Source organism: Loktanella sp. Alg231-35, assembly GCF_900143545.1.
GTDB lineage: Bacteria > Pseudomonadota > Alphaproteobacteria > Rhodobacterales > Rhodobacteraceae > Yoonia.
This window is the reverse complement of record NZ_FREV01000003.1, coordinates 18,050-35,154: the sequence shown is the minus strand read 5'-3', so window position 1 is coordinate 35,154 and position 17,105 is coordinate 18,050. Positions and strand designations below refer to the sequence as shown.

Genomic DNA, 17,105 nt, shown 5'->3' with positions numbered 1-17,105 from the left:
CGCGCCGTGCCAAAGAAAAATGCACGCGGCGATCTGGCGCTGCGTGCATTTCAGGTGTTCTTGAAAATCGGCTTAGCCGCTGACGTAAACCGCCTTCTTGGGGCGATAAAATATCTTTTGATCATGCATCCGACCCAGCAATTCCTCGTTTTTGCGTTGATCGCGCTCGATCACCCGGATCGATTCCAGATGGGCGGGGTTATCGCCAGACAACGCCAAACGCATGCTCGACAATTCCCGGCCGCGTGCGCGCAATGCTTCTTCGATCAACTCGACGTCTCTGATATTCAGGTCGAACTTTCGATTGTAGCTTGGCATCTGTCATCCCCTAGATGTTGGTCGGCGCCCGGTGTTGATGTCGTATTTAGCCGTTCGGATGTCGCAGTCAACGTCTATCTGGGTATACCGGGCAACCGGTGCTGCAGCAGACCTCTTGACCATCCGCTGACATCACGTCATTTAGCCCCCAGACATAACCCGCAACCGGGCGTTTTGTAGGCGCCAAACAGACGAGGAGCTAGGCCCACGATGGCACAGATATCCCTGACATTTCCCGATGGTAACAGCCGCGCTTACGAAGCAGGCGTCACAGCTGCTGATGTTGCCGCTGACATCTCTTCTTCGCTGCGCAAAAAGGCGATTTCGGCAACCGTGAATGGCCAGCACTGGGATCTGCAATGGCCGATTGAGGCCGACAGCAGCATCGCGATCAACACCATGAAAGACGAAGCGCCTGCGCTTGAACTGGTGCGCCACGATCTTGCGCACATCATGGCCCGCGCGGTGCAAGAGATTTGGCCAGATACACAGGTGACAATCGGCCCAGTGATCAAGGACGGCTGGTATTATGACTTTGAGCGCAAGGAACCCTTCACGCCAGAGGACCTCGGCCTGATCGAAAAGAAGATGAAAGAGATCATCAACAAGCGCGAACCTGTACGGACCGAGATTTGGGACCGTGCCCGTGCGATCAAACATTATCAGGACAATGGTGAGCCTTATAAAGTCGAACTGATCGAGGCGATCCCCGGCGATGAGCCCCTGCGCATGTATTGGCATGGCGATTGGCAGGACCTCTGCCGCGGACCGCATTTGCAGCACACCGGTCAGGTGCCTGCGGATGGCTTCAAACTGATGTCCATCGCGGGTGCCTATTGGCGTGGCGACAGTGACCGCGCGATGTTACAGCGGATTTACGGAGCGGCGTTCACCAACAAGGAAGGCCTCAAAGCGCACCTGCACATGCTCGAAGAAGCAGCCAAACGCGACCACCGCAAGCTGGGCCGCGAAATGGACCTGTTCCACATGCAGGAAGAAGCCCCCGGTCAGGTGTTCTGGCACCCCAATGGCTGGACCGTCTACACTGAATTGCAAGACTACATGCGCCGCCGTCAACGCAAAGGCGGCTATGTTGAGGTGAACACGCCGCAAGTCGTGGACCGCAAATTGTGGGAAGCATCAGGTCACTGGGAAAAGTATCAAGAGCATATGTTCATCGTCGAGGTTGACGAGGAACACGCGCGGGAAAAAGCGGTCAATGCGCTTAAGCCCATGAACTGCCCCTGCCACGTGCAAATCTTTAATCAGGGCCTGAAATCTTATCGCGACCTGCCCTTGCGCATGGCCGAGTTTGGATCGTGCAACCGCTATGAACCTTCTGGCGCGCTGCATGGTATCATGCGTGTGCGTGGGTTTACCCAAGACGACGGTCACATCTTTTGCCGCGAAAACCAGATCGAATCCGAGACAGCGGAGTTCATCAAATTCCTCAGTGCTGTCTATAAAGACCTTGGGTTTGAGAACTTCAAAGTGAAGTTCTCTGACCGCCCCGAAAAGCGGGCGGGCAGTGACGAAGTTTGGGATCGGGCCGAAGAGGCGCTGCTGGTGGCGACGCGGGCTGCCGGGATCGAGCCAGAGCTGAACCCCGGCGAAGGTGCCTTTTACGGGCCAAAGCTGGAGTTCGTGCTAATCGACGCCATCGGCCGCGAATGGCAATGCGGCACCCATCAGGTTGACTTTGTGCTGCCAGAGCGTTTGGACGCGACATATATCGGTGAAGACGGCGCCAAGCACCGCCCCGTTATGTTGCACCGTGCTTTGCTGGGATCGTTTGAGCGGTTCATCGGTATTCTGATCGAAGAACATGCAGGCAAACTGCCGTTCTGGCTGGCCCCGCGCCAGGTGGTTGTGGCAACGATTGTGTCAGATGCCGATGACTATGCGATGGAAGTCGTCGCAGCGCTAAAGGCCGCTGGTGTGCGGGCCGAGGCCGATCTGCGTAACGAAAAGATCAACTTCAAAGTCCGCGAACACTCGGTCGGCAAAGTGCCGGTGATTCTGGCATTGGGTGCGCGCGAAGTCGAAGAAAAGACGGTCACGGTGCGGCGGCTGGGCGAGAACAAGACAACTGTAACATCCTTGGATGAAATTGTTTCAACCCTGGGGGTAGAGGCCACACCGCCTGACCTTCTGTAACATTCCAGCGCTGGATATTGTAACAAACCCGCCGATGGCAACATCGGCGGGTTCCTTGTTTTCTAAGGCAAATTTCAGACCAACAGCCTGTCGCTGGCAAAGCCCCGCTCACATCACCTCACGGACTTGCGATGCACGGCTCTGTGAATGGCCGACGGCGTGTTTGGGCGGTTAGGGTTTGGGCATCGCCAAAACACGGTGACGACCCAAAATTGACCAAAACCAAGGAACCTTACTTATGTCCAACGCTACAAAAACACTCGTTCTTGCTTCCGCTGTTGCTTCTGCTGTTGCTGGCCTGACAACTGCCGCTCACGCACAAGAAAACGTCAAGTGCTACGGCGTCTCACTTGCTGGTGAAAATGACTGTGCGGCTGGCCCAGGCACAACATGTGCCGGTACATCCACAGTTGATTATCAGGGCAACGCCTGGACATTCGTGCCTGCTGGCACATGCGAAACAATGGAACTGCCTGCCTCTGACGATGGTGCAGACCGCATGGGCTCGCTCGAAGCACTTGAGCGTGATATCCCTGCATAAGCGATCCTCGGCGTAAGGTGGATCTTGATCCATCTTACGCCACACCACTCAAGGGGCCATTCCGATGCTTGACGCGACACATCCTGATTCTCTCCCTGCCCGTCCCGGCGTTGGATACAAGCCTCAGCATTACACAGCGATTATGGCTGACCCCGGCCCTCTTGGGTGGCTCGAAGTTCACGCCGAAAACTACATGGGTGACGGCGGCCGTCCGATTGCGCAGTTGCGCCACCTGGCCGAACGCTTTCCCATATCGGTTCACGGTGTTGGCCTGTCCATCGGGGCCGAGGGCGATCTGGACAAAGATCATCTTGCCCGCCTCAAACACCTTGTCTCTTGGCTAAACCCCGCCAGCTTTTCCGAGCATCTGGCATGGTCCACCCACGACAGCCATTTCTTCAACGACCTTCTTCCCCTGCCCTACACGCCCAAGACGCTCGACCGCGTCGCCGCTCATATCAATGAAGTCCAAGACACTGTCGGTCGTCGCATGCTGTTGGAAAACCCATCCAGCTACCTCGCTTTCGCCGAAAGCACTTTGTCCGAAACCGATTTCCTGCGTGAGCTGACCCAGCGCACTGGCTGCGGCCTTCTGCTGGACGTCAACAACGTCTTTGTCAGTGCGACTAACCTGAAAACTTCACCACAGGCCTATATCGATGATTTTCCGCTAGAGGCTGTGGGCGAGGTTCACCTTGGCGGCCATGATGAAGACGAAGATGAGACCGGCGCGCCCCTGCTGATCGACAGCCACGGCAAGGCGGTGGTTGATCCGGTCTGGGCATTGCTGGACTACACCCTCGCCAAATCCGGACCCAAGCCACTGCTGATCGAGTGGGACACGGACGTGCCCGAATGGCCGGTGCTGGCCGAAGAAATAGCGCGCGCTGACAAAGCCCTGTCGTTGGTGACGGCATGACCGTCACCCAAGCCCAATTTCGCACCGCCATGCTTGACCCCAACGCCGCCGTGCCGCCGGGCATCGTCAACCCCGATGGCGCGCAAGCCAGCAAACGGTTCAACGTCTACCGCAACAATGTGGCCGTCAGCCTGTCCGACGCGCTTGAGGCGGCTTTCCCTGTTGTGCGCAAACTGGTCGGCGATGAATTCTTTCGTGCCATGGCGGGGGTTTACTTGCGCAAACATCCCCCCAAATCGCCGCTGATGATGTTTTACGGTGACGCGATGCCGCAGTTCCTGCATCGCTTTGAACCCGCCAAATCAGTGCCTTACCTGCCCGATATCGCCGCGATGGAGCTGGCATTGCGCCTCGCTTATCACGCAGCCGACGCAACGCCTGCACCACCAGATGCCCTTGGCGCTATCGCCCCGGACGCATTGATGAGCACGCGGCTGCGGCTTGCCCCGGCTGTGCAGGCGGTCAACTCAGAGTATCCAATCCACGCCATTTATCGCGCCAACACGCAAAGCGATGCGCCCAAACCTGTGATGCAGGCCGAGGCCGTGCTGATCAGCCGCCCTGGATTTGACCCCGATATTCACCCGATCAACGCTGCCGCCGCCAAAGCCATCAGCCTTTTACAAAAAGGCCAAACGTTGGGCGAAGCCATCGCAACCGCTGACGATACCCTTGACCTGGGTGCTGTACTGGGGTTGCTTCTGGCCCAAGGTGCGATCACTGAAATTTACTGAAAGGCCCCATCCCATGTCCACAGCCCCCATTGCGCATCTGGCGCAGCCCCTTAACCGTGCCGGTGACCAAATCCTACCACTACTGGCCCGCTTTGTTTTTGCCGCGGTTTTGCTGCTGTACTACTGGAATTCTGGCCTGACAAAGATTGGGGATGGTATTTTCGGGGTCTTCTCACCTTCTGTTGGTGGCTACGCCCAGATCTTCCCTAAGGCGATGGAGGCCGTTGGCTTTGATACGTCACAGATGAACATCTTTCACTGGGCTGTGGTTGTGGCAGGCACCATTGCTGAATTTGTGCTGCCACTGTTGATTGTCATCGGCCTGCTGACCCGTTTGGCTGCTTTCGGCATGATTGGCTTCATTTTCGTGCAATCGCTGACCGATCTTTATGGCCACGGCGGGATTGAGCATGCAGCCACTGTCGGCGCATGGTTTGACCGGATGTCAGATGCCGCGATCCTTGACCAGCGCGCATTCTGGGTTCTGTGCCTGCTGATCCTTGTGTTCAAAGGGGCTGGTGCGATCTCAGTCGATCGCGGTCTTTTCAAAAATGCGCCTTAGGCTCATCAGGTTTGCCAGCGGCCACGGCCAACAGGCCACCCAAAGCAGCAAAGCCAATCGGGAACATGGTAAAGACATTGAACCCAAACGCCGTGTGAAAGCACAACGCGGCAAGGATCATCAGAATACCACCCCATAGCGCGCGCGCCTTGGCCATTGCCCCACCGGCGATGGCCAGCAAAGGTGCCATGAAGCTCGCGAATTGGATAAAGGCGGGGTTTTCAAGCAGGCCAAAGATTTCGCCCACTTCTGGCCGACGCTCGGACAATTCGGCATATCCAAAACCAAACAATCCAACAAATATGCCCATAAGGCCTGCGATCAGGCCAAGTGTCATTGCGGCGTTGCGCATAGCGGTCTCCTTACTGCTCTGACATGGACATAAGCATGCAAAGGCTATGCGCCAAGGTATTTAGCCTGCACATCAGCTTTCCAGCCAATGGTCCATGCGCCATCACGTTCAATCGCAGGGCGTTTCAACAATGTCGGATGGGCCGCGATCAGAGTGGCGGGATCGCCTTCTTTTTCGGCATCTGACAGCCCGCGCCATGTGGTCGAGGCCCGATTCACAGCTTTGTCACCGAAAATCCCGACAATCGCGGCGATATCTGCTGCGGGAATACCATCAACGCGTACATCAATCACGTCGGGTATCTGTCCGGCGACTGCCAAAGATTTCAGCGCCTTGCGGCAGGTATCACAGTTTTTAAGACCAATAAGACGCATGATGCCTCCAGATTGTGCAAACTCTTGCCTGATCGCCGCCTGCGACGATCAATCATTTGATTTTTGCGTAAAACACCCAACCTTAGGAATATCAAGTGAAGGAAGGTCCGCTGTCGCGGGACCCAAGACCTCACGACACGAAAGGGAGAGCGGACAATGCCAAATGGCACCGTCAAATGGTTCAATACAACAAAGGGTTACGGTTTTATTGCCCCGGACGAAGGGGGCGCGGATATTTTCGTGCATATCTCTGCGGTGGAGCAATCCGGCCTGACCGGCCTTGCGGATGACGAAAAGGTCACTTTTGATCTGATCGAAGGTCGCGATGGCCGTCAGATGGCCGGAAACATAGCAAAAGCAGGATAGGGCAGCGCCTAGCTGTCTTTGTTTTGCATCCGACTGCGCACCAGCGCCATCACGTCGATATCCTCGGCGGTGGGTTGGTTGTCGCTCAACTCAACTTCTACTGTCTTGGCGTAGGCGTTGTCAGCTTCTGCTACAGCGTCTTTGTGGCGCATGTAGACGAGGACACCGCCTGCGCATTGCAGGCTGAAGAAGAGCAGATAGAAGAACACGCAAAGGCCTGCAAAGATCAGGCCTTCTGTGCCAAAGATCGCAAAGTCATTGAACGAGTCGAGGTTGCCGGCCCGTTGCAATTTCTTGTTCAGGCTGTCGGCAATACCCAACGGACCCGATAGCAGTACCACAATCGGGATCACCAGCATCGCCCCGATTTGCGAGATAACCACCAGAAAAAACAGCGAAAAGAAGTTGCTGCCAAATCCATAAAACGGCGTATGTGGGCGCCCGCTTGGATCTGCGCCAACGGCGGCCCCAGCCATGGGCATCAGCAAAGCCGCATGCAGCCCCAAAACCAAACCACCACCGATCAAACCCACAGCGAGCGTCAAAACCGGGCTTGTCTGAAAGAGCAGCCCCAGAACAGCGCTTGTGTTGTCTGGATTAATCGCCTCGAAGTCAGCGGGCGTCAGGGGTGTGAAGAACACAAATGCCGCAACGCCCCCCACCAGAATGATCAGCGCGGTGAACGCTTCAAAGAAACCATAGCCGATTGCTGGCAGCATCAGGCCGGGATAGCTGTTGCGCGGCCGGACCCGCTTGGCTTGCAAGCCCACGCGCATGCCCACCATGATCGGTACAACGCCGGCAGCAGCACCACAGGCGGCCGCAACCAAGACCCCCACAAAAGGCGATACGAGCATGATAACCGCCACCGGGATGATCGCTACGATCCCAAAGAAGAACAGGGCGATGATCAGCAGCGGCAGCACAATCACATAACGCCACAGAATCGAGAAAGAGAACGGGAGTGCGCGAAGGAAGATCATGCCAGTCTCCGGGCGGTTGAGTTTTACCGATTATGCGCGCCTGTCACCTTGGGGGGAACCCAATACATGAAGGTGCCGGGTAATTGTGTCATTCGCCGCGCATACATGCCGCGCAAAGGGCAATGGGCGCATTCGCCCGCTCTACCGTTGGCGCAGCAGTTACGCTTCCGCTTCGATTCCCGGCCCCCATCGCGCGATCAGCCGTTCCTTGATCTGATCACGGGCCTGCCGATAGAGCGCCAGACGTGCTTCGCGGTCATCGCCCAGCCCTGTGGGGTCAAGGATGGGCCAGTATTCGACCTCTAGGTGGTAGAACTGTGTCAGGTCCAGTGCACGGCGCTGACTGGCGGGCGAAAGCGCCAAGACAAGATCAAATGAGGACAAGTCATCGCCCCATTGCTCCATTTCGTCGAAAGAGCGGGACCGATGGCGTGACAATTCCACCCCAATCTCCGCACAAACGGCAATCGAAAACCCGTCAATCTCAAGGTCATTCTTCACGCCAACCGATTGAATATAGCACTCCGTCCCATAAAGCTGCTTCATGATACCTTCGGCCATGGGCGAGCGGACAGAGTTGTGGTCACAGCAAAATAGTACCGATTGTGGAAGGTCCAAATATTTGCCGCCGTCCGCCATCATCAACCCCCGAAGTGCAAGACACAGATGAGAGTAAAGAGGCGGCGGGCAGTGTCGGTATCGATGTCTGCTTTGCCTTCCAATCGTTCCTGCAGAACCCGCGCCCCTTCGTTGTGGATGCCTCGGCGGGCCATATCGATGGTCTCGATCTGGCTGGGAGGCAGGGTTTTGACGGCGTCGAAATAGCTTTCACAGATCTGAAAGTAGTCTTTTACCACCTGCCGAAATGGCCCAAGGGACAGGTGGAATTCACCCGCAGGATTATCATCTTCCTGTTTAATATCAAAGACAAGACGGCGTTCCTTGATAAACAGGCCGAGCTTGTAGGGCCCCGGCGACACATCGCGATCTTCGCGCGCGGGCATCGCAAAGCTGTTGTCTTCGAGCAGATCGAACATGGCCACTTTGCGTTCTTGGTCGATCTCGGGCGTTGGGGGAGGCAGATTGCGGTCGTCAATCTCGATATGGATGATCTTGCTCATGGCTCACCTCGGTTCAGCCGATCCAGACGGGCGCGTACGGACAGGCCGTGCGCCTCAAGGCTTTCTGAAATGGCCAGACGTTCGGCTGATGGTCCGATGGCGGCCAGCGCATCCGGGGTCATGCGTGACAAGGTGGTGCGTTTGATGAAATCCATAACAGACAACCCGCTTGAGAACCGCGCCGACCGGGCGGTCGGCAGCACGTGATTGGGACCGCCAATGTAGTCACCGACGGCCTCTGGTGTCCAACCTCCAATGAAGATGGCCCCTGCGTGGGTGATCTTTTCCGACAGGGCATCGGCGTCAGCGGTACAAATCTCTAGATGCTCTGGCGCGATACGGTCCGACAGGATGACGGCCTCATCAAAGTCTTTCACGGTGATGATCGACCCGAAATCACGCCAGCTAGCGCCCGCAATCGCGCGGCGCTCCAGCGTCTTCAGTCGTGTCTCAACCGCTTCCGCTACTGCCTGCCCAAAGCCCGCGTCATCGGTGATCAGGATCGACTGCGCGCTCTCGTCGTGTTCGGCCTGGCTTAGCAGATCAAGAGCAATCCAGTCGGGATCATTGTCTTTATCTGCAATCACCAGAATCTCGGACGGCCCTGCTATCATGTCGATGCCAACCTTGCCAAAGACGCGGCGCTTTGCAGCAGCAACAAACGCGTTGCCCGGACCAGTGATTTTGTCCACCGGAGCAATCGTCTTGGTCCCATATGCAAGTGCTGCCACAGCCTGCGCCCCGCCAATGCGGTAAACCTCATCCACGCCGGCGATCTTGGCGGCCATCAGCACCAGTGGATTTGTTATGCCGTCTGGGGTTGGGACAACGATGGCGAGGCGGCCCACACCAGCCACCTTTGCCGGGATCGCGTTCATCAAGACGGACGACGGATAAGAGGCCAGCCCACCGGGCACATAAAGCCCCGCAGCAGAAACGGGCGTCCAGCGCCAGCCAAGCTGCGCACCGGCCTCATCCGTCCACATCGCGTCATCAGGCACCTGACGGGCGTGATATGCGCGGATGCGCTGTGCGGCCAGTTCCAACGCGGCACGATCCGCATCGTCAACCTTGGCGCATTCGGCGTCAATCTCGGCGGCGCTAAAGCGCATCGTCTCTGCCGTCAGCTCCAGCCGGTCAAACTTTGCAGTAAGCTCCAGCACGGCCGCATCACCGCGCGCCCGCACATCCGCGATAATCTCTGCTACGACATGATCCACATCCGGGCTGTCCTCGCGTTTGGCACCCAGCAGGGCGGTAAAACGAGCCTCAAAATCGGCGTCAGATGTAGATAGAAACTGTGGCATCACGCGAACTCCTTGCCCGGCAGGACATAACTGTCCGGGTGGAGGGCTTCAATGGGGTGTCGGGGCGATGCGTAAGACGCGGTGTCTGGTTGAAATTACAGGCATTGCTGAAATCCCGCAGCACCGGTTCAATTTGCCCGACGCGGAACGAGAAATGCATCAATAGCCCAGTTGGGCGCGTGTTCTGGTGCCCAAATATTTGCAAGTAGATCTAAAGATCGCGTCCCACTACTTTGCGAGCTTCTAATTCCATCTTCGTGCACTATTCCGGATGCGAAGGTGCCTTTTTCGCAGGCGCCACATAAGGCCGCGTCACATCACGCAACAGCACTTCTAGCGCTTCAACCTCAACGCCAATCACACCGTCACCTGCCAGTGTCAGCTCGACCTGCCCCGTGCCATCCTCGCCGGGGACAAAGGCAATCGACAGCAGCGAAAACACCATATCGGCGTCGGATTTATCCACGCCTTGGGTTTGGACCTTTACAACATCCTCGATTGCCAGAACCGCTTGCACGCGCTCATAATCGCGCTTGCGCAACCGGGCCTTGTCAGCGTCTTCCCAACGGAACCGGTTCAGCAAAATGGCAAAGCGGCGCGCCCTGCGGTCCCACGTCATTTCAGCGACCGGAAAGACCGCGTCCTGTACCAAGGCGGCCAGAACTTGCAGGTCTTCGGTATCCAGTGCTTTCAGGCGCAGCGGCTGTTCGCGGCCATCCTCAAATGTGGCGTCTTGCGTCATGACGAAACCCGTTCGATTTTGGCACCTACGGCGCTCAGTTTTTCCTCGATATGTTCGTAGCCGCGATCAAGGTGGTAGATCCGGCTGACCGTGGTTTCACCCTCTGCCGCCAAGCCAGCAAGGATCAGTGACACCGAGGCGCGAAGATCAGTAGCCATCACCGGGGCACCCTTCAGACGTTTCACCCCGGTCACGGTGGCTACACCGCCCTGGACCTCGATATCGGCCCCCATGCGGATCAATTCGGGGGCATGCATAAAGCGGTTCTCGAAAATCTTTTCTTCCAGAACCGAAGTACCGTCAGCTGTACACAGCATCGCCATCATCTGCGCCTGCAGGTCCGTCGGGAAGCCGGGAAAGACTTCGGTAGTAACATCCACGGCCTTCGCCCGTTCAGATCGGCGCTTGACCTTCAAGCCGCCCGCCGTTTCGGTCACATCCACACCGGCGGCATCCAGTTTCTCGACAAATGATCCTACCAGATCAAGGCGTCCACCAAGGCATTCGACCTCGCCGCCGGCAAAGACCGGAGCGAGCATATAAGTGCCCAATTCAATGCGGTCCGTCACAACCGGGTGGGTGGCCGCGCCCAAACGGTCCACACCCTGAATAGTGATCGTGCTGGTGCCTTCGCCTTCTATCTGCGCACCCATCCGGCGCAGACAATGGGCAAGGTCCACGATTTCGGGCTCGCGCGCGGCGTTCTCTATCACCGTGGTGCCCTTGGCCAGGGTTGCGGCCATCAGCACATTTTCGGTGGCTCCCACGGAGGCAAAGCGCAGCGGCACCTTGGCCCCTTTCAGGCCGCCCTTGGCCGTGGCATGCAAATAGCCGTCCTTTAGCTCAATCTCGGCGCCCATGGCCTCAAGCGCTGTGACGTGAATATCCATCGGCCGGGCACCAATGGCACAGCCGCCTGGCAGGGATACGACAGCCTGATGATGCCGGGCAAGCAAGGGGCCCAAAACAAGGTTAGAGGCGCGCATCTTGCGCACGATCTCATAGTCAGCCGTGGTCGAGGTCATGGCATGGCTAGACAAAACCTGCACCTTGCCATCCTGCATCGACGTCACCTCAACGCCCAGTGACTGCAAAAGAGCGGTCATCGTGGCAATATCCGACAGGCGCGGCGCATTGGTCAGCGTCAGCGGCTCTTCGGACAGCAGTGTTGCCGGCATCAAAGTGAGCGCCGCATTCTTGGCCCCCGCAATCGCGATTTGCCCCTTCAGGGGCGTGCCGCCCGTGACTACGATAGAATCCATGCCTGCCTACTCTCTCTCTTCTTTTTGCGCACGTGCGCGTGCCTGCGCCTTGCGTTTGGCCATGTTAGCCTTCAACGCCGCCTTCAACCGATCTTCGCGGGTCGTGGCGGTCTTGTCTGTTTTACGCTTGGTGTCTTTGTCGCTCATGGTAGCGCTCTTATCAATACGGGCAAAAACCGTCCAGAGAGGGCTTGCACCAAAGGGCGATTGCGTCTAATTCCCCGCGTTATCGGATGCTGTGGTAGCTCAGTGGCAGAGCACACCCTTGGTAAGGGTGAGGTCGAGAGTTCAATCCTCTCTCACAGCACCATCTCACACTTTTTTGATGATAACCCGCCTAACACCTTGAAGGGTAAGGCGGTTTTTGGAGTTCCATACACACCTTCTGGCGTGAATGTCAGTGGATCAGAAAATGCCAGTCTCAGCACTGTTTGACGAACCGCATAACCCCCATTTTTGTATATATCCCAAGGCCTTGAGAGGAATCGCAAGGAGAGTTCAATACACTCTTCAAATTTGCCCGCAATTGGCAGTGGTTCAGAGGTCTTCTCGACAAGCGTGATCTTCTCGCGTTCGAGCTTTTCGATCTTGGATTCTATGGCCTTGATGACTGTTGCGTTCTTGGTCTCGACCATGCGGTCGATGAGTTCCAACAAACTCTTATCAGCAGCTTCGGCCTGACGCCGCCACTCGTCCCGTTCGGCCTTGGCCAACTCCATGCGGCTGTTCCAAGCATCTTTGAACATGGCGATGGCCAGATCGAGCAGTCGATTGCTCGGCTGAAGTCGCTTGAGGATATCCTCGAAGCCGCCTTCCAGCTTGGCGCGTGCAACGGACTTGCTCTTCTGAGAGCAGCCACGTGTCATGCAGCGGTAGTAGGCGTAGTGCTTGTATTTGCCCTTCGACCACGCACCCGTCATATGGTTTCCGCACTCGCTACAAGTGACAAAACCGCGTAGCGGGAAGTCTTCGCTAAAGTCAGCGCGCGCAGGCCCACGCGCGCCTTCTTCCAGGTTCTTTTGAATCTTCTCATGGGTGGCGAAGCTAATCAGCGGCTCATGATGGCCGCGCCGGAGCGACACGCCCCACTTCTTGGCCTGAACATATCCTGCATAGATCGGGTTCTTGAGTATCTTGGTGATCTTCCAAGCCCTGATCTTGCCGTTGGGCAGGTCTTTGGGGAAATCTGGCTTACTCTCAAGGAACCGCTGAACCTCAGCTTGCGACCGAAAGCGCCCGTTCGCATATCCGTTCAGGGCTTCGCGCAGATAGTCCGCAACCGGCTCATCCGGCGCGAGTAGCTTTCCATGGATACGATCCGTTGTGAATTTGTATCCCATTGGCGCGTGAAAGACCCAATAACCTTTCTCAACGCGCGCGGTCATCTTCTGTTTGACTTGGCGTCGGTTTTGATCTCGCTCTAGCTCGCCTTGCGCTGCGATAATCGTTTCAATAAATTTTCCTTCCGGCGTATCTTCGAATGAGAAATTAAGACATTCAATTTTTGCACCGCGATTGGCGAACTCACGGCGTAGCTTGATATGAAACTCTACATCACGAGCAAAGCGCTTCAGATCATCAAATATGACGACGTAGTTCTTGCCCTTTTGGGCATCGAGATACGCAAGCATTCCGCACATACCGGGACGCTTCAGGAAGTCACCACCGCCCGACGCATCGTCAGGAAAGACCATCTCGACGTTGTAGCCCTTGCTTTCCGCGTACTGGCGGCACCGATGTTCCTGGCTGTCGAGGCCCGAGCCCGTAAGCTTTTGCTTGGTGGTCGAAACACGGCAATAGATGAGCGCGGAGACCTCTTCTGTTTCTATTTTTGGGACACCCATGAATCCTCTCTTTCTCGCGCCACTCGCTAGATGACGGGCGCGTCTGTGTCTGGGTTTTTCTTGTCTTGCTTAGGTTTAGTGGACTCCGATTTCGCCGTTAGATCAAGCGGCGTTTCGGGTTTTCCACAAGCTTGTTGGGTCGGATGGACGCCAAAGCCCAGCTCGACAAAGGCGGTTATGATCATCCACAGCGCGCCAACGATATCTTCTTTCTGGTCGGACGTTAGGGCCGGATCATCCAGATAGTTCTGGTAGTGATCGAGATCGATCTCCAGCCGACTACCGTGGCCTGCGCTGGCTGCTTTGTTCATAGCCTCGGCCAGATCGGGGCAGTCTGTTATTTCAGCATCTTTCACGACGATTGATCCTTATCATGCTGGCACGAAGAGGCCTCTCGCGGCCATCTTGGGACGGCGCGTTTCAGGGACTTGCGTGTCTAGGAGTTTTCGCAACCGGAACTTAATTCGGGTCGCTAACGGTGCGATGAAGCGTGTAACGCTTAATGAGCGGGGCTTTCGCCCTGGCACCTACTTCTAATTATACCATGGATTGCAGGCGCTTGCCAAAAACACGCTGTCGATGCGGGACGTCAGGTTTTGCCCAAACACCCCGCATTCCGGGCGATTACCGCTCGTGCTCGTCACGCTCACGGGATCGGGACGTCCTTTCGGCGCGGCCTTCGTGAGCCTGTTCGCGCAACCTTCGGATGCTCTCATAGGCCTTGTGATCCAGACGGGCCGCTTTCAGAAGGTCGCGCTCGGGGATCGAGTGCGACTTCCGCCATTTGCCGTCCTGGTCCTGATAGGAGCGTGTCCGTTCTGTATTATAGACAGTCCCTTTGTCGGTTTGACGCTCCCATACAGCGACTTCGACCAAACCGTCGCGATGCCTTGCCGCCGGACGTTGCTTTTCGTCACGATCATTCGTCACATTCTTCTCCATTTTGTTGAAATCAACGCGGGCGATAGCCTTGGACGTATGACCAAGAACCAGCGTCATATTGTGGGAAGTGCGCGAACTTGCTCGGCACCGCTTCCGTAACCACTTTAGCGGTTCCACGCCCCCATCTGCGGGGGATAGAAACGCGATCAAGCGGCGGATGAAACGGATTTGGCAGGAACCGCCCCGCGAATTCGGGTCTCGTGTAGTACGGGTATTTGTGACCGAGGATCGGGCCGAGGCTCTTGCCGGACACAAAGCAAATTTGCCGGTCTTCAGGCATCGCCAGAATTTCGTCAGGCGTCATCAAGGCGCGCGCCTGCTTTGTTCGGTGTGTCTCCTCGAAGGCGTGATGGCGAAAGCTCTGCGCAGCGGCAAACGGATCGCTGCCGCCAAGGATATTCATGGCCGCTTGCCGCTTTGCCTTGCGCGCCTGCGATTGACGCAACGTGTCGTCATATTCGAGGGTTTCCTGGCCAAGCATTGAGGAAATGAGCTGGGCAGTCTGGTAGTCACGCACGCCAAAGAACTGGCGCAATGCCGCCGATCCCATAAAGCCCTGCAAACCGGTCGGGCCAAACTTGCGGGTGATCTGCCCCGCATCCTGAAACAAGGCCCAGGCGCGAATGCCTGCGCCGCGTCCGAATGTGTAGGACCGCAAGAGCGCATCGAAACTGCCGAGTTGTCCGGCTTCGTCGATGATCATGTTCACTGGCGGTGAAGACGGGCTGCGCGACTTATACAGCATCTGCACCGTGAACATCGTGCGGAGCACCGGAGCCCAGATCGCTACATACTCGATTGGGACATTGATGAACCACGTTGCGGGCTGCGATGGATCACAGGTTGCCGAAAGCGAAGCACGCGGGTTTTCCAGCGCGCGTTGCAGCATCGGATCGTCGAGGAAATTCAAGTATGCATAGAGCTCCCCGACAATGCTGCCGAACTCTCTCGCGCTGTCTTGCTGCTTGGCCAGCATCTCGCCAGCACACCGCCGGACGCTTTCCATGTGTGAGCCGAGCATTAATTCAAGGATGTCCGGCCATTCACCAGTATTGGATTCAATGGCGTTGATGGTCCGGTAGAGCGACGGGAAGGACACTTCACCATCGCGTTCGACTAGCATCTTGACGAAAGCCTCGCCCCATTCCTGCGCTCTTAGCTCAAAGTACTTGCCGCTCGCCGAACCACTTACCGGAATGAGGCTCTGTAGAATGAATTTGCAGTCCGCGTGGAAAGACGGGCTTTCCAGCTTCAGGATATCCAACGGCTGCATGGCGTGTTGCGGCAGGTTGTGCAGACCCGTCGGATTCCAACAGTACAAATATGCGCCCGCTGTTGCGAAATTGAGCATCGTGACCGAGGCGATTTCAGCGCGTGGATCAAGGATGAAATTTCGATCTCCCGCTGCTTGGGCGACGGCCATGGAAAGCAAATCTCTCATTTTGCCCGACCCGGCACCCGCGATTGTGAGCCGTGGCGCATCCGTTTCAAGGGTCAGCGCAGTTTGCCCGAGATAGCCGAACTGCATGCCAGCGCCTCCCAACAGCTCGGCGCGAGATATCTGACGTTCCGTGGCCCATACCGCACTGCCAAAACGGTTAGACTCATTGTCGAAGTTCATTTGTTTCTCCCAAACAAAAAGGGTCGCCAATTGGCGACCCTTTGGTTCATGTTCTTACGCTAAGTTCAGCCGATTGCTGCGCCGATGATGATCAGGACGATCACCACGGCGATGACAGCAGGCCAAGCGCTTTCCTCTTTCTTGTAGACCGTGCCTACAGGTTTCCAGGGCATTGCACTTCCTCCTTTTTTGAGTGCTCACATGAAGCGGGTAACGATTGCCAATCCGCCGAAAATCAGTGCTGTACCGATTGTTGCGCGTGCCACGAAGAAAATGAGCAGGTAGCTCAGGCCGTACCAAACCAGCTTTGCGAGACCGATGATCTCGCCGCCGTATGTTTGGTATGTCAGTTCCAGAACATATGGCGCGGTGTAGTAGTAGAAGGTCGGACCTCCGAGAAACGCGGCAATGAAAGCCAGCACGTTGGCAAGGCCGGTGACAGAAGACATGAATAGATTCTGCCCCGCCTGCGCGTGTTTTGAGTTAGCCATTCCTTTCCGTTTCCAATGATGTGATGGGTTTGAGTTGGCCCGCCGAATAGTCGTTTCGTTTCGTCGTGGCGGATCAACTCTGATTCCAAATCTACCTCGTATTGCGCCACGCAATGGGGGGTACGCTCAGCCGGTGACAGATTGGGTGGATTGCGCGAACAGCCAGATGCTGCACAGGGCAAACATCAGACCGCCGATCTGGTGATAGGTCATGCGCTCGCCGAAGGCCGTCACGCCGATCAACGACACGATGATCAGATGAGTCATGCTGGACATGGCGGCACCTTGACCCAGCCCCTTGGCGAGCACTTGTGCATAGATCAGATTGCTGAGCGCGAAGATCGCGAAAGCACAGGCCAGGTCGATCAAAGTACCGAGATCGGCGTAACGTTTGAGGAAATAGCTCCCGCCCGCAAAACCCCCGCTGGAGGCAAGCAGGCTGAGCCAGGACACTGTGGTCATGGTTGCA

The 17,105-nt window shown here is 56.6% G+C and carries 22 protein-coding genes and 1 tRNA gene; 7 read left to right on the top strand and 16 right to left on the bottom strand.

Going from position 1 to position 17,105, the window contains the following annotated elements; translation table 11 throughout:
• Positions 1 to 72 precede the first annotated feature (72 nt).
• Positions 73 to 318, bottom strand: a complete 246-nt coding sequence (locus tag DHN10_RS07130; RefSeq protein ID WP_108814586.1) for a hypothetical protein — start codon at positions 316 to 318, stop codon at positions 73 to 75.
• A 210-nt stretch (positions 319 to 528) separates the two neighbouring features.
• On the opposite strand from DHN10_RS07130, the gene thrS reads away from it, so the two are divergent.
• The 5 genes from thrS to DHN10_RS07105 all read left to right on the top strand — a co-directional run bounded on the left by thrS (position 529) and on the right by DHN10_RS07105 (position 5,231).
• On the top strand, positions 529 to 2,475 hold the full coding sequence (gene thrS / locus DHN10_RS07125; protein ID WP_108814585.1) for a threonine--tRNA ligase: 1,947 nt from the start codon (positions 529 to 531) through the stop codon (positions 2,473 to 2,475).
• A 238-nt stretch (positions 2,476 to 2,713) separates the two neighbouring features.
• Positions 2,714 to 3,016 carry a BufA1 family periplasmic bufferin-type metallophore gene (locus tag DHN10_RS07120; protein WP_108814584.1) on the top strand — a complete coding sequence of 101 codons (303 nt, stop codon included), beginning with the start codon at positions 2,714 to 2,716 and terminating at the stop codon, positions 3,014 to 3,016.
• A gap of 64 nt (positions 3,017 to 3,080) precedes the next feature.
• Complete coding sequence (bufB, locus tag DHN10_RS07115) at positions 3,081 to 3,935, top strand: MNIO family bufferin maturase (RefSeq protein ID WP_108814583.1); 855 nt, start codon at positions 3,081 to 3,083, stop codon at positions 3,933 to 3,935.
• On the top strand, positions 3,932 to 4,669 hold the full coding sequence (locus DHN10_RS07110) for an HvfC/BufC N-terminal domain-containing protein (RefSeq protein ID WP_108814582.1): 738 nt from the start codon (positions 3,932 to 3,934) through the stop codon (positions 4,667 to 4,669). Before bufB ends, DHN10_RS07110 begins: the two co-directional genes overlap by 4 nt.
• A gap of 13 nt (positions 4,670 to 4,682) precedes the next feature.
• Complete coding sequence (locus DHN10_RS07105; RefSeq protein WP_108814581.1) at positions 4,683 to 5,231, top strand: DoxX family protein; 549 nt, start codon at positions 4,683 to 4,685, stop codon at positions 5,229 to 5,231.
• Here DHN10_RS07105 and DHN10_RS07100 read toward each other — a convergent pair.
• Both DHN10_RS07100 and DHN10_RS07095 read right to left on the bottom strand, forming a co-directional pair.
• Entirely contained in the window at positions 5,215 to 5,583 is a 369-nt protein-coding gene (locus DHN10_RS07100; RefSeq protein ID WP_108814580.1) for a hypothetical protein, read from the bottom strand. The two genes, DHN10_RS07105 and DHN10_RS07100, sit on opposite strands and share 17 nt — an antisense overlap.
• Positions 5,584 to 5,627: 44 nt before the next feature.
• Positions 5,628 to 5,957 carry an arsenate reductase family protein gene (locus DHN10_RS07095; protein WP_108814579.1) on the bottom strand — a complete coding sequence of 110 codons (330 nt, stop codon included), beginning with the start codon at positions 5,955 to 5,957 and terminating at the stop codon, positions 5,628 to 5,630.
• A 156-nt stretch (positions 5,958 to 6,113) separates the two neighbouring features.
• On the opposite strand from DHN10_RS07095, the gene DHN10_RS07090 reads away from it, so the two are divergent.
• Positions 6,114 to 6,323, top strand: coding sequence for a cold-shock protein (locus DHN10_RS07090; protein WP_108814578.1), 210 nt, complete (start codon positions 6,114 to 6,116; stop codon positions 6,321 to 6,323).
• 8 nt (positions 6,324 to 6,331) lie between these two features.
• On the opposite strand, the gene DHN10_RS07085 is transcribed toward DHN10_RS07090, so the two are convergent.
• The 7 genes from DHN10_RS07085 to DHN10_RS19870 all read right to left on the bottom strand — a co-directional run bounded on the left by DHN10_RS07085 (position 6,332) and on the right by DHN10_RS19870 (position 11,885).
• Positions 6,332 to 7,306, bottom strand: a complete 975-nt coding sequence (locus tag DHN10_RS07085; protein ID WP_108814577.1) for a hypothetical protein — start codon at positions 7,304 to 7,306, stop codon at positions 6,332 to 6,334.
• A 159-nt stretch (positions 7,307 to 7,465) separates the two neighbouring features.
• The gene (locus DHN10_RS07080; RefSeq protein WP_108815118.1) at positions 7,466 to 7,945 is read right to left on the bottom strand and encodes an arsenate-mycothiol transferase ArsC; all 480 of its coding nucleotides are present in this window, start codon (positions 7,943 to 7,945) and stop codon (positions 7,466 to 7,468) included.
• Between the two features lie 2 nt (positions 7,946 to 7,947).
• Complete coding sequence (locus DHN10_RS07075) at positions 7,948 to 8,427, bottom strand: UPF0262 family protein (RefSeq protein WP_108814576.1); 480 nt, start codon at positions 8,425 to 8,427, stop codon at positions 7,948 to 7,950.
• On the bottom strand, positions 8,424 to 9,734 hold the full coding sequence (gene hisD, locus DHN10_RS07070; RefSeq protein ID WP_108814575.1) for a histidinol dehydrogenase: 1,311 nt from the start codon (positions 9,732 to 9,734) through the stop codon (positions 8,424 to 8,426). The genes DHN10_RS07075 and hisD overlap by 4 nt, the downstream gene beginning before the upstream one ends.
• 262 nt (positions 9,735 to 9,996) lie before the next feature.
• Positions 9,997 to 10,476 carry a DUF2948 family protein gene (locus DHN10_RS07065; protein WP_108814574.1) on the bottom strand — a complete coding sequence of 160 codons (480 nt, stop codon included), beginning with the start codon at positions 10,474 to 10,476 and terminating at the stop codon, positions 9,997 to 9,999.
• Positions 10,473 to 11,738, bottom strand: a complete 1,266-nt coding sequence (gene murA / locus DHN10_RS07060) for a UDP-N-acetylglucosamine 1-carboxyvinyltransferase (RefSeq protein ID WP_108814573.1) — start codon at positions 11,736 to 11,738, stop codon at positions 10,473 to 10,475. Before murA ends, DHN10_RS07065 begins: the two co-directional genes overlap by 4 nt.
• A 6-nt stretch (positions 11,739 to 11,744) precedes the next feature.
• The gene (locus tag DHN10_RS19870; RefSeq protein ID WP_199910644.1) at positions 11,745 to 11,885 is read right to left on the bottom strand and encodes a hypothetical protein; all 141 of its coding nucleotides are present in this window, start codon (positions 11,883 to 11,885) and stop codon (positions 11,745 to 11,747) included.
• Between the two features lie 88 nt (positions 11,886 to 11,973).
• On the opposite strand from DHN10_RS19870, the gene DHN10_RS07055 reads away from it, so the two are divergent.
• Positions 11,974 to 12,048: transfer RNA gene (locus DHN10_RS07055), tRNA-Thr, on the top strand.
• Here the strand turns inward: DHN10_RS07055 and DHN10_RS07050 are convergent.
• The 6 genes from DHN10_RS07050 to DHN10_RS07025 all read right to left on the bottom strand — a co-directional run bounded on the left by DHN10_RS07050 (position 12,038) and on the right by DHN10_RS07025 (position 17,098).
• Positions 12,038 to 13,582, bottom strand: a complete 1,545-nt coding sequence (locus DHN10_RS07050) for a recombinase family protein (RefSeq protein WP_108814572.1) — start codon at positions 13,580 to 13,582, stop codon at positions 12,038 to 12,040. The two genes, DHN10_RS07055 and DHN10_RS07050, sit on opposite strands and share 11 nt — an antisense overlap.
• A gap of 26 nt (positions 13,583 to 13,608) precedes the next feature.
• Complete coding sequence (locus tag DHN10_RS07045) at positions 13,609 to 13,938, bottom strand: hypothetical protein (RefSeq protein WP_159086946.1); 330 nt, start codon at positions 13,936 to 13,938, stop codon at positions 13,609 to 13,611.
• A gap of 268 nt (positions 13,939 to 14,206) precedes the next feature.
• The gene (locus DHN10_RS07040; RefSeq protein ID WP_159086945.1) at positions 14,207 to 14,512 is read right to left on the bottom strand and encodes a hypothetical protein; all 306 of its coding nucleotides are present in this window, start codon (positions 14,510 to 14,512) and stop codon (positions 14,207 to 14,209) included.
• Between the two features lie 22 nt (positions 14,513 to 14,534).
• Positions 14,535 to 16,145 carry a type IV secretory system conjugative DNA transfer family protein gene (locus DHN10_RS07035; RefSeq protein WP_108815117.1) on the bottom strand — a complete coding sequence of 537 codons (1,611 nt, stop codon included), beginning with the start codon at positions 16,143 to 16,145 and terminating at the stop codon, positions 14,535 to 14,537.
• 197 nt (positions 16,146 to 16,342) lie between these two features.
• Complete coding sequence (locus DHN10_RS07030) at positions 16,343 to 16,594, bottom strand: hypothetical protein (protein WP_234417075.1); 252 nt, start codon at positions 16,592 to 16,594, stop codon at positions 16,343 to 16,345.
• A gap of 168 nt (positions 16,595 to 16,762) precedes the next feature.
• Positions 16,763 to 17,098, bottom strand: coding sequence for a hypothetical protein (locus DHN10_RS07025; RefSeq protein ID WP_108814568.1), 336 nt, complete (start codon positions 17,096 to 17,098; stop codon positions 16,763 to 16,765).
• Positions 17,099 to 17,105 lie beyond the last annotated feature (7 nt).

Bases quoted from the DNA above. Each gene is read 5' to 3' on its own strand.
- DHN10_RS07130 (WP_108814586.1), bottom strand. From the start codon at position 318: ATGCCAAGCTACAATCGAAAGTTCGACCTGAATATCAGAGACGTCGAG.
- thrS (WP_108814585.1), top strand. From the start codon at position 529: ATGGCACAGATATCCCTGACATTTCCCGATGGTAACAGCCGCGCTTAC.
- DHN10_RS07120 (WP_108814584.1), top strand. From the start codon at position 2,714: ATGTCCAACGCTACAAAAACACTCGTTCTTGCTTCCGCTGTTGCTTCT.
- bufB (WP_108814583.1), top strand. From the start codon at position 3,081: ATGCTTGACGCGACACATCCTGATTCTCTCCCTGCCCGTCCCGGCGTT.
- DHN10_RS07110 (WP_108814582.1), top strand. From the start codon at position 3,932: ATGACCGTCACCCAAGCCCAATTTCGCACCGCCATGCTTGACCCCAAC.
- DHN10_RS07105 (WP_108814581.1), top strand. From the start codon at position 4,683: ATGTCCACAGCCCCCATTGCGCATCTGGCGCAGCCCCTTAACCGTGCC.
- DHN10_RS07100 (WP_108814580.1), bottom strand. From the start codon at position 5,583: ATGCGCAACGCCGCAATGACACTTGGCCTGATCGCAGGCCTTATGGGC.
- DHN10_RS07095 (WP_108814579.1), bottom strand. From the start codon at position 5,957: ATGCGTCTTATTGGTCTTAAAAACTGTGATACCTGCCGCAAGGCGCTG.
- DHN10_RS07090 (WP_108814578.1), top strand. From the start codon at position 6,114: ATGCCAAATGGCACCGTCAAATGGTTCAATACAACAAAGGGTTACGGT.
- DHN10_RS07085 (WP_108814577.1), bottom strand. From the start codon at position 7,306: ATGATCTTCCTTCGCGCACTCCCGTTCTCTTTCTCGATTCTGTGGCGT.
- DHN10_RS07080 (WP_108815118.1), bottom strand. From the start codon at position 7,945: ATGGCGGACGGCGGCAAATATTTGGACCTTCCACAATCGGTACTATTT.
- DHN10_RS07075 (WP_108814576.1), bottom strand. From the start codon at position 8,427: ATGAGCAAGATCATCCATATCGAGATTGACGACCGCAATCTGCCTCCC.
- hisD (WP_108814575.1), bottom strand. From the start codon at position 9,734: ATGCCACAGTTTCTATCTACATCTGACGCCGATTTTGAGGCTCGTTTT.
- DHN10_RS07065 (WP_108814574.1), bottom strand. From the start codon at position 10,476: ATGACGCAAGACGCCACATTTGAGGATGGCCGCGAACAGCCGCTGCGC.
- murA (WP_108814573.1), bottom strand. From the start codon at position 11,738: ATGGATTCTATCGTAGTCACGGGCGGCACGCCCCTGAAGGGGCAAATC.
- DHN10_RS19870 (WP_199910644.1), bottom strand. From the start codon at position 11,885: ATGAGCGACAAAGACACCAAGCGTAAAACAGACAAGACCGCCACGACC.
- DHN10_RS07050 (WP_108814572.1), bottom strand. From the start codon at position 13,582: ATGGGTGTCCCAAAAATAGAAACAGAAGAGGTCTCCGCGCTCATCTAT.
- DHN10_RS07035 (WP_108815117.1), bottom strand. From the start codon at position 16,145: ATGAACTTCGACAATGAGTCTAACCGTTTTGGCAGTGCGGTATGGGCC.
- DHN10_RS07030 (WP_234417075.1), bottom strand. From the start codon at position 16,594: ATGTCTTCTGTCACCGGCCTTGCCAACGTGCTGGCTTTCATTGCCGCG.
- DHN10_RS07025 (WP_108814568.1), bottom strand. From the start codon at position 17,098: ATGACCACAGTGTCCTGGCTCAGCCTGCTTGCCTCCAGCGGGGGTTTT.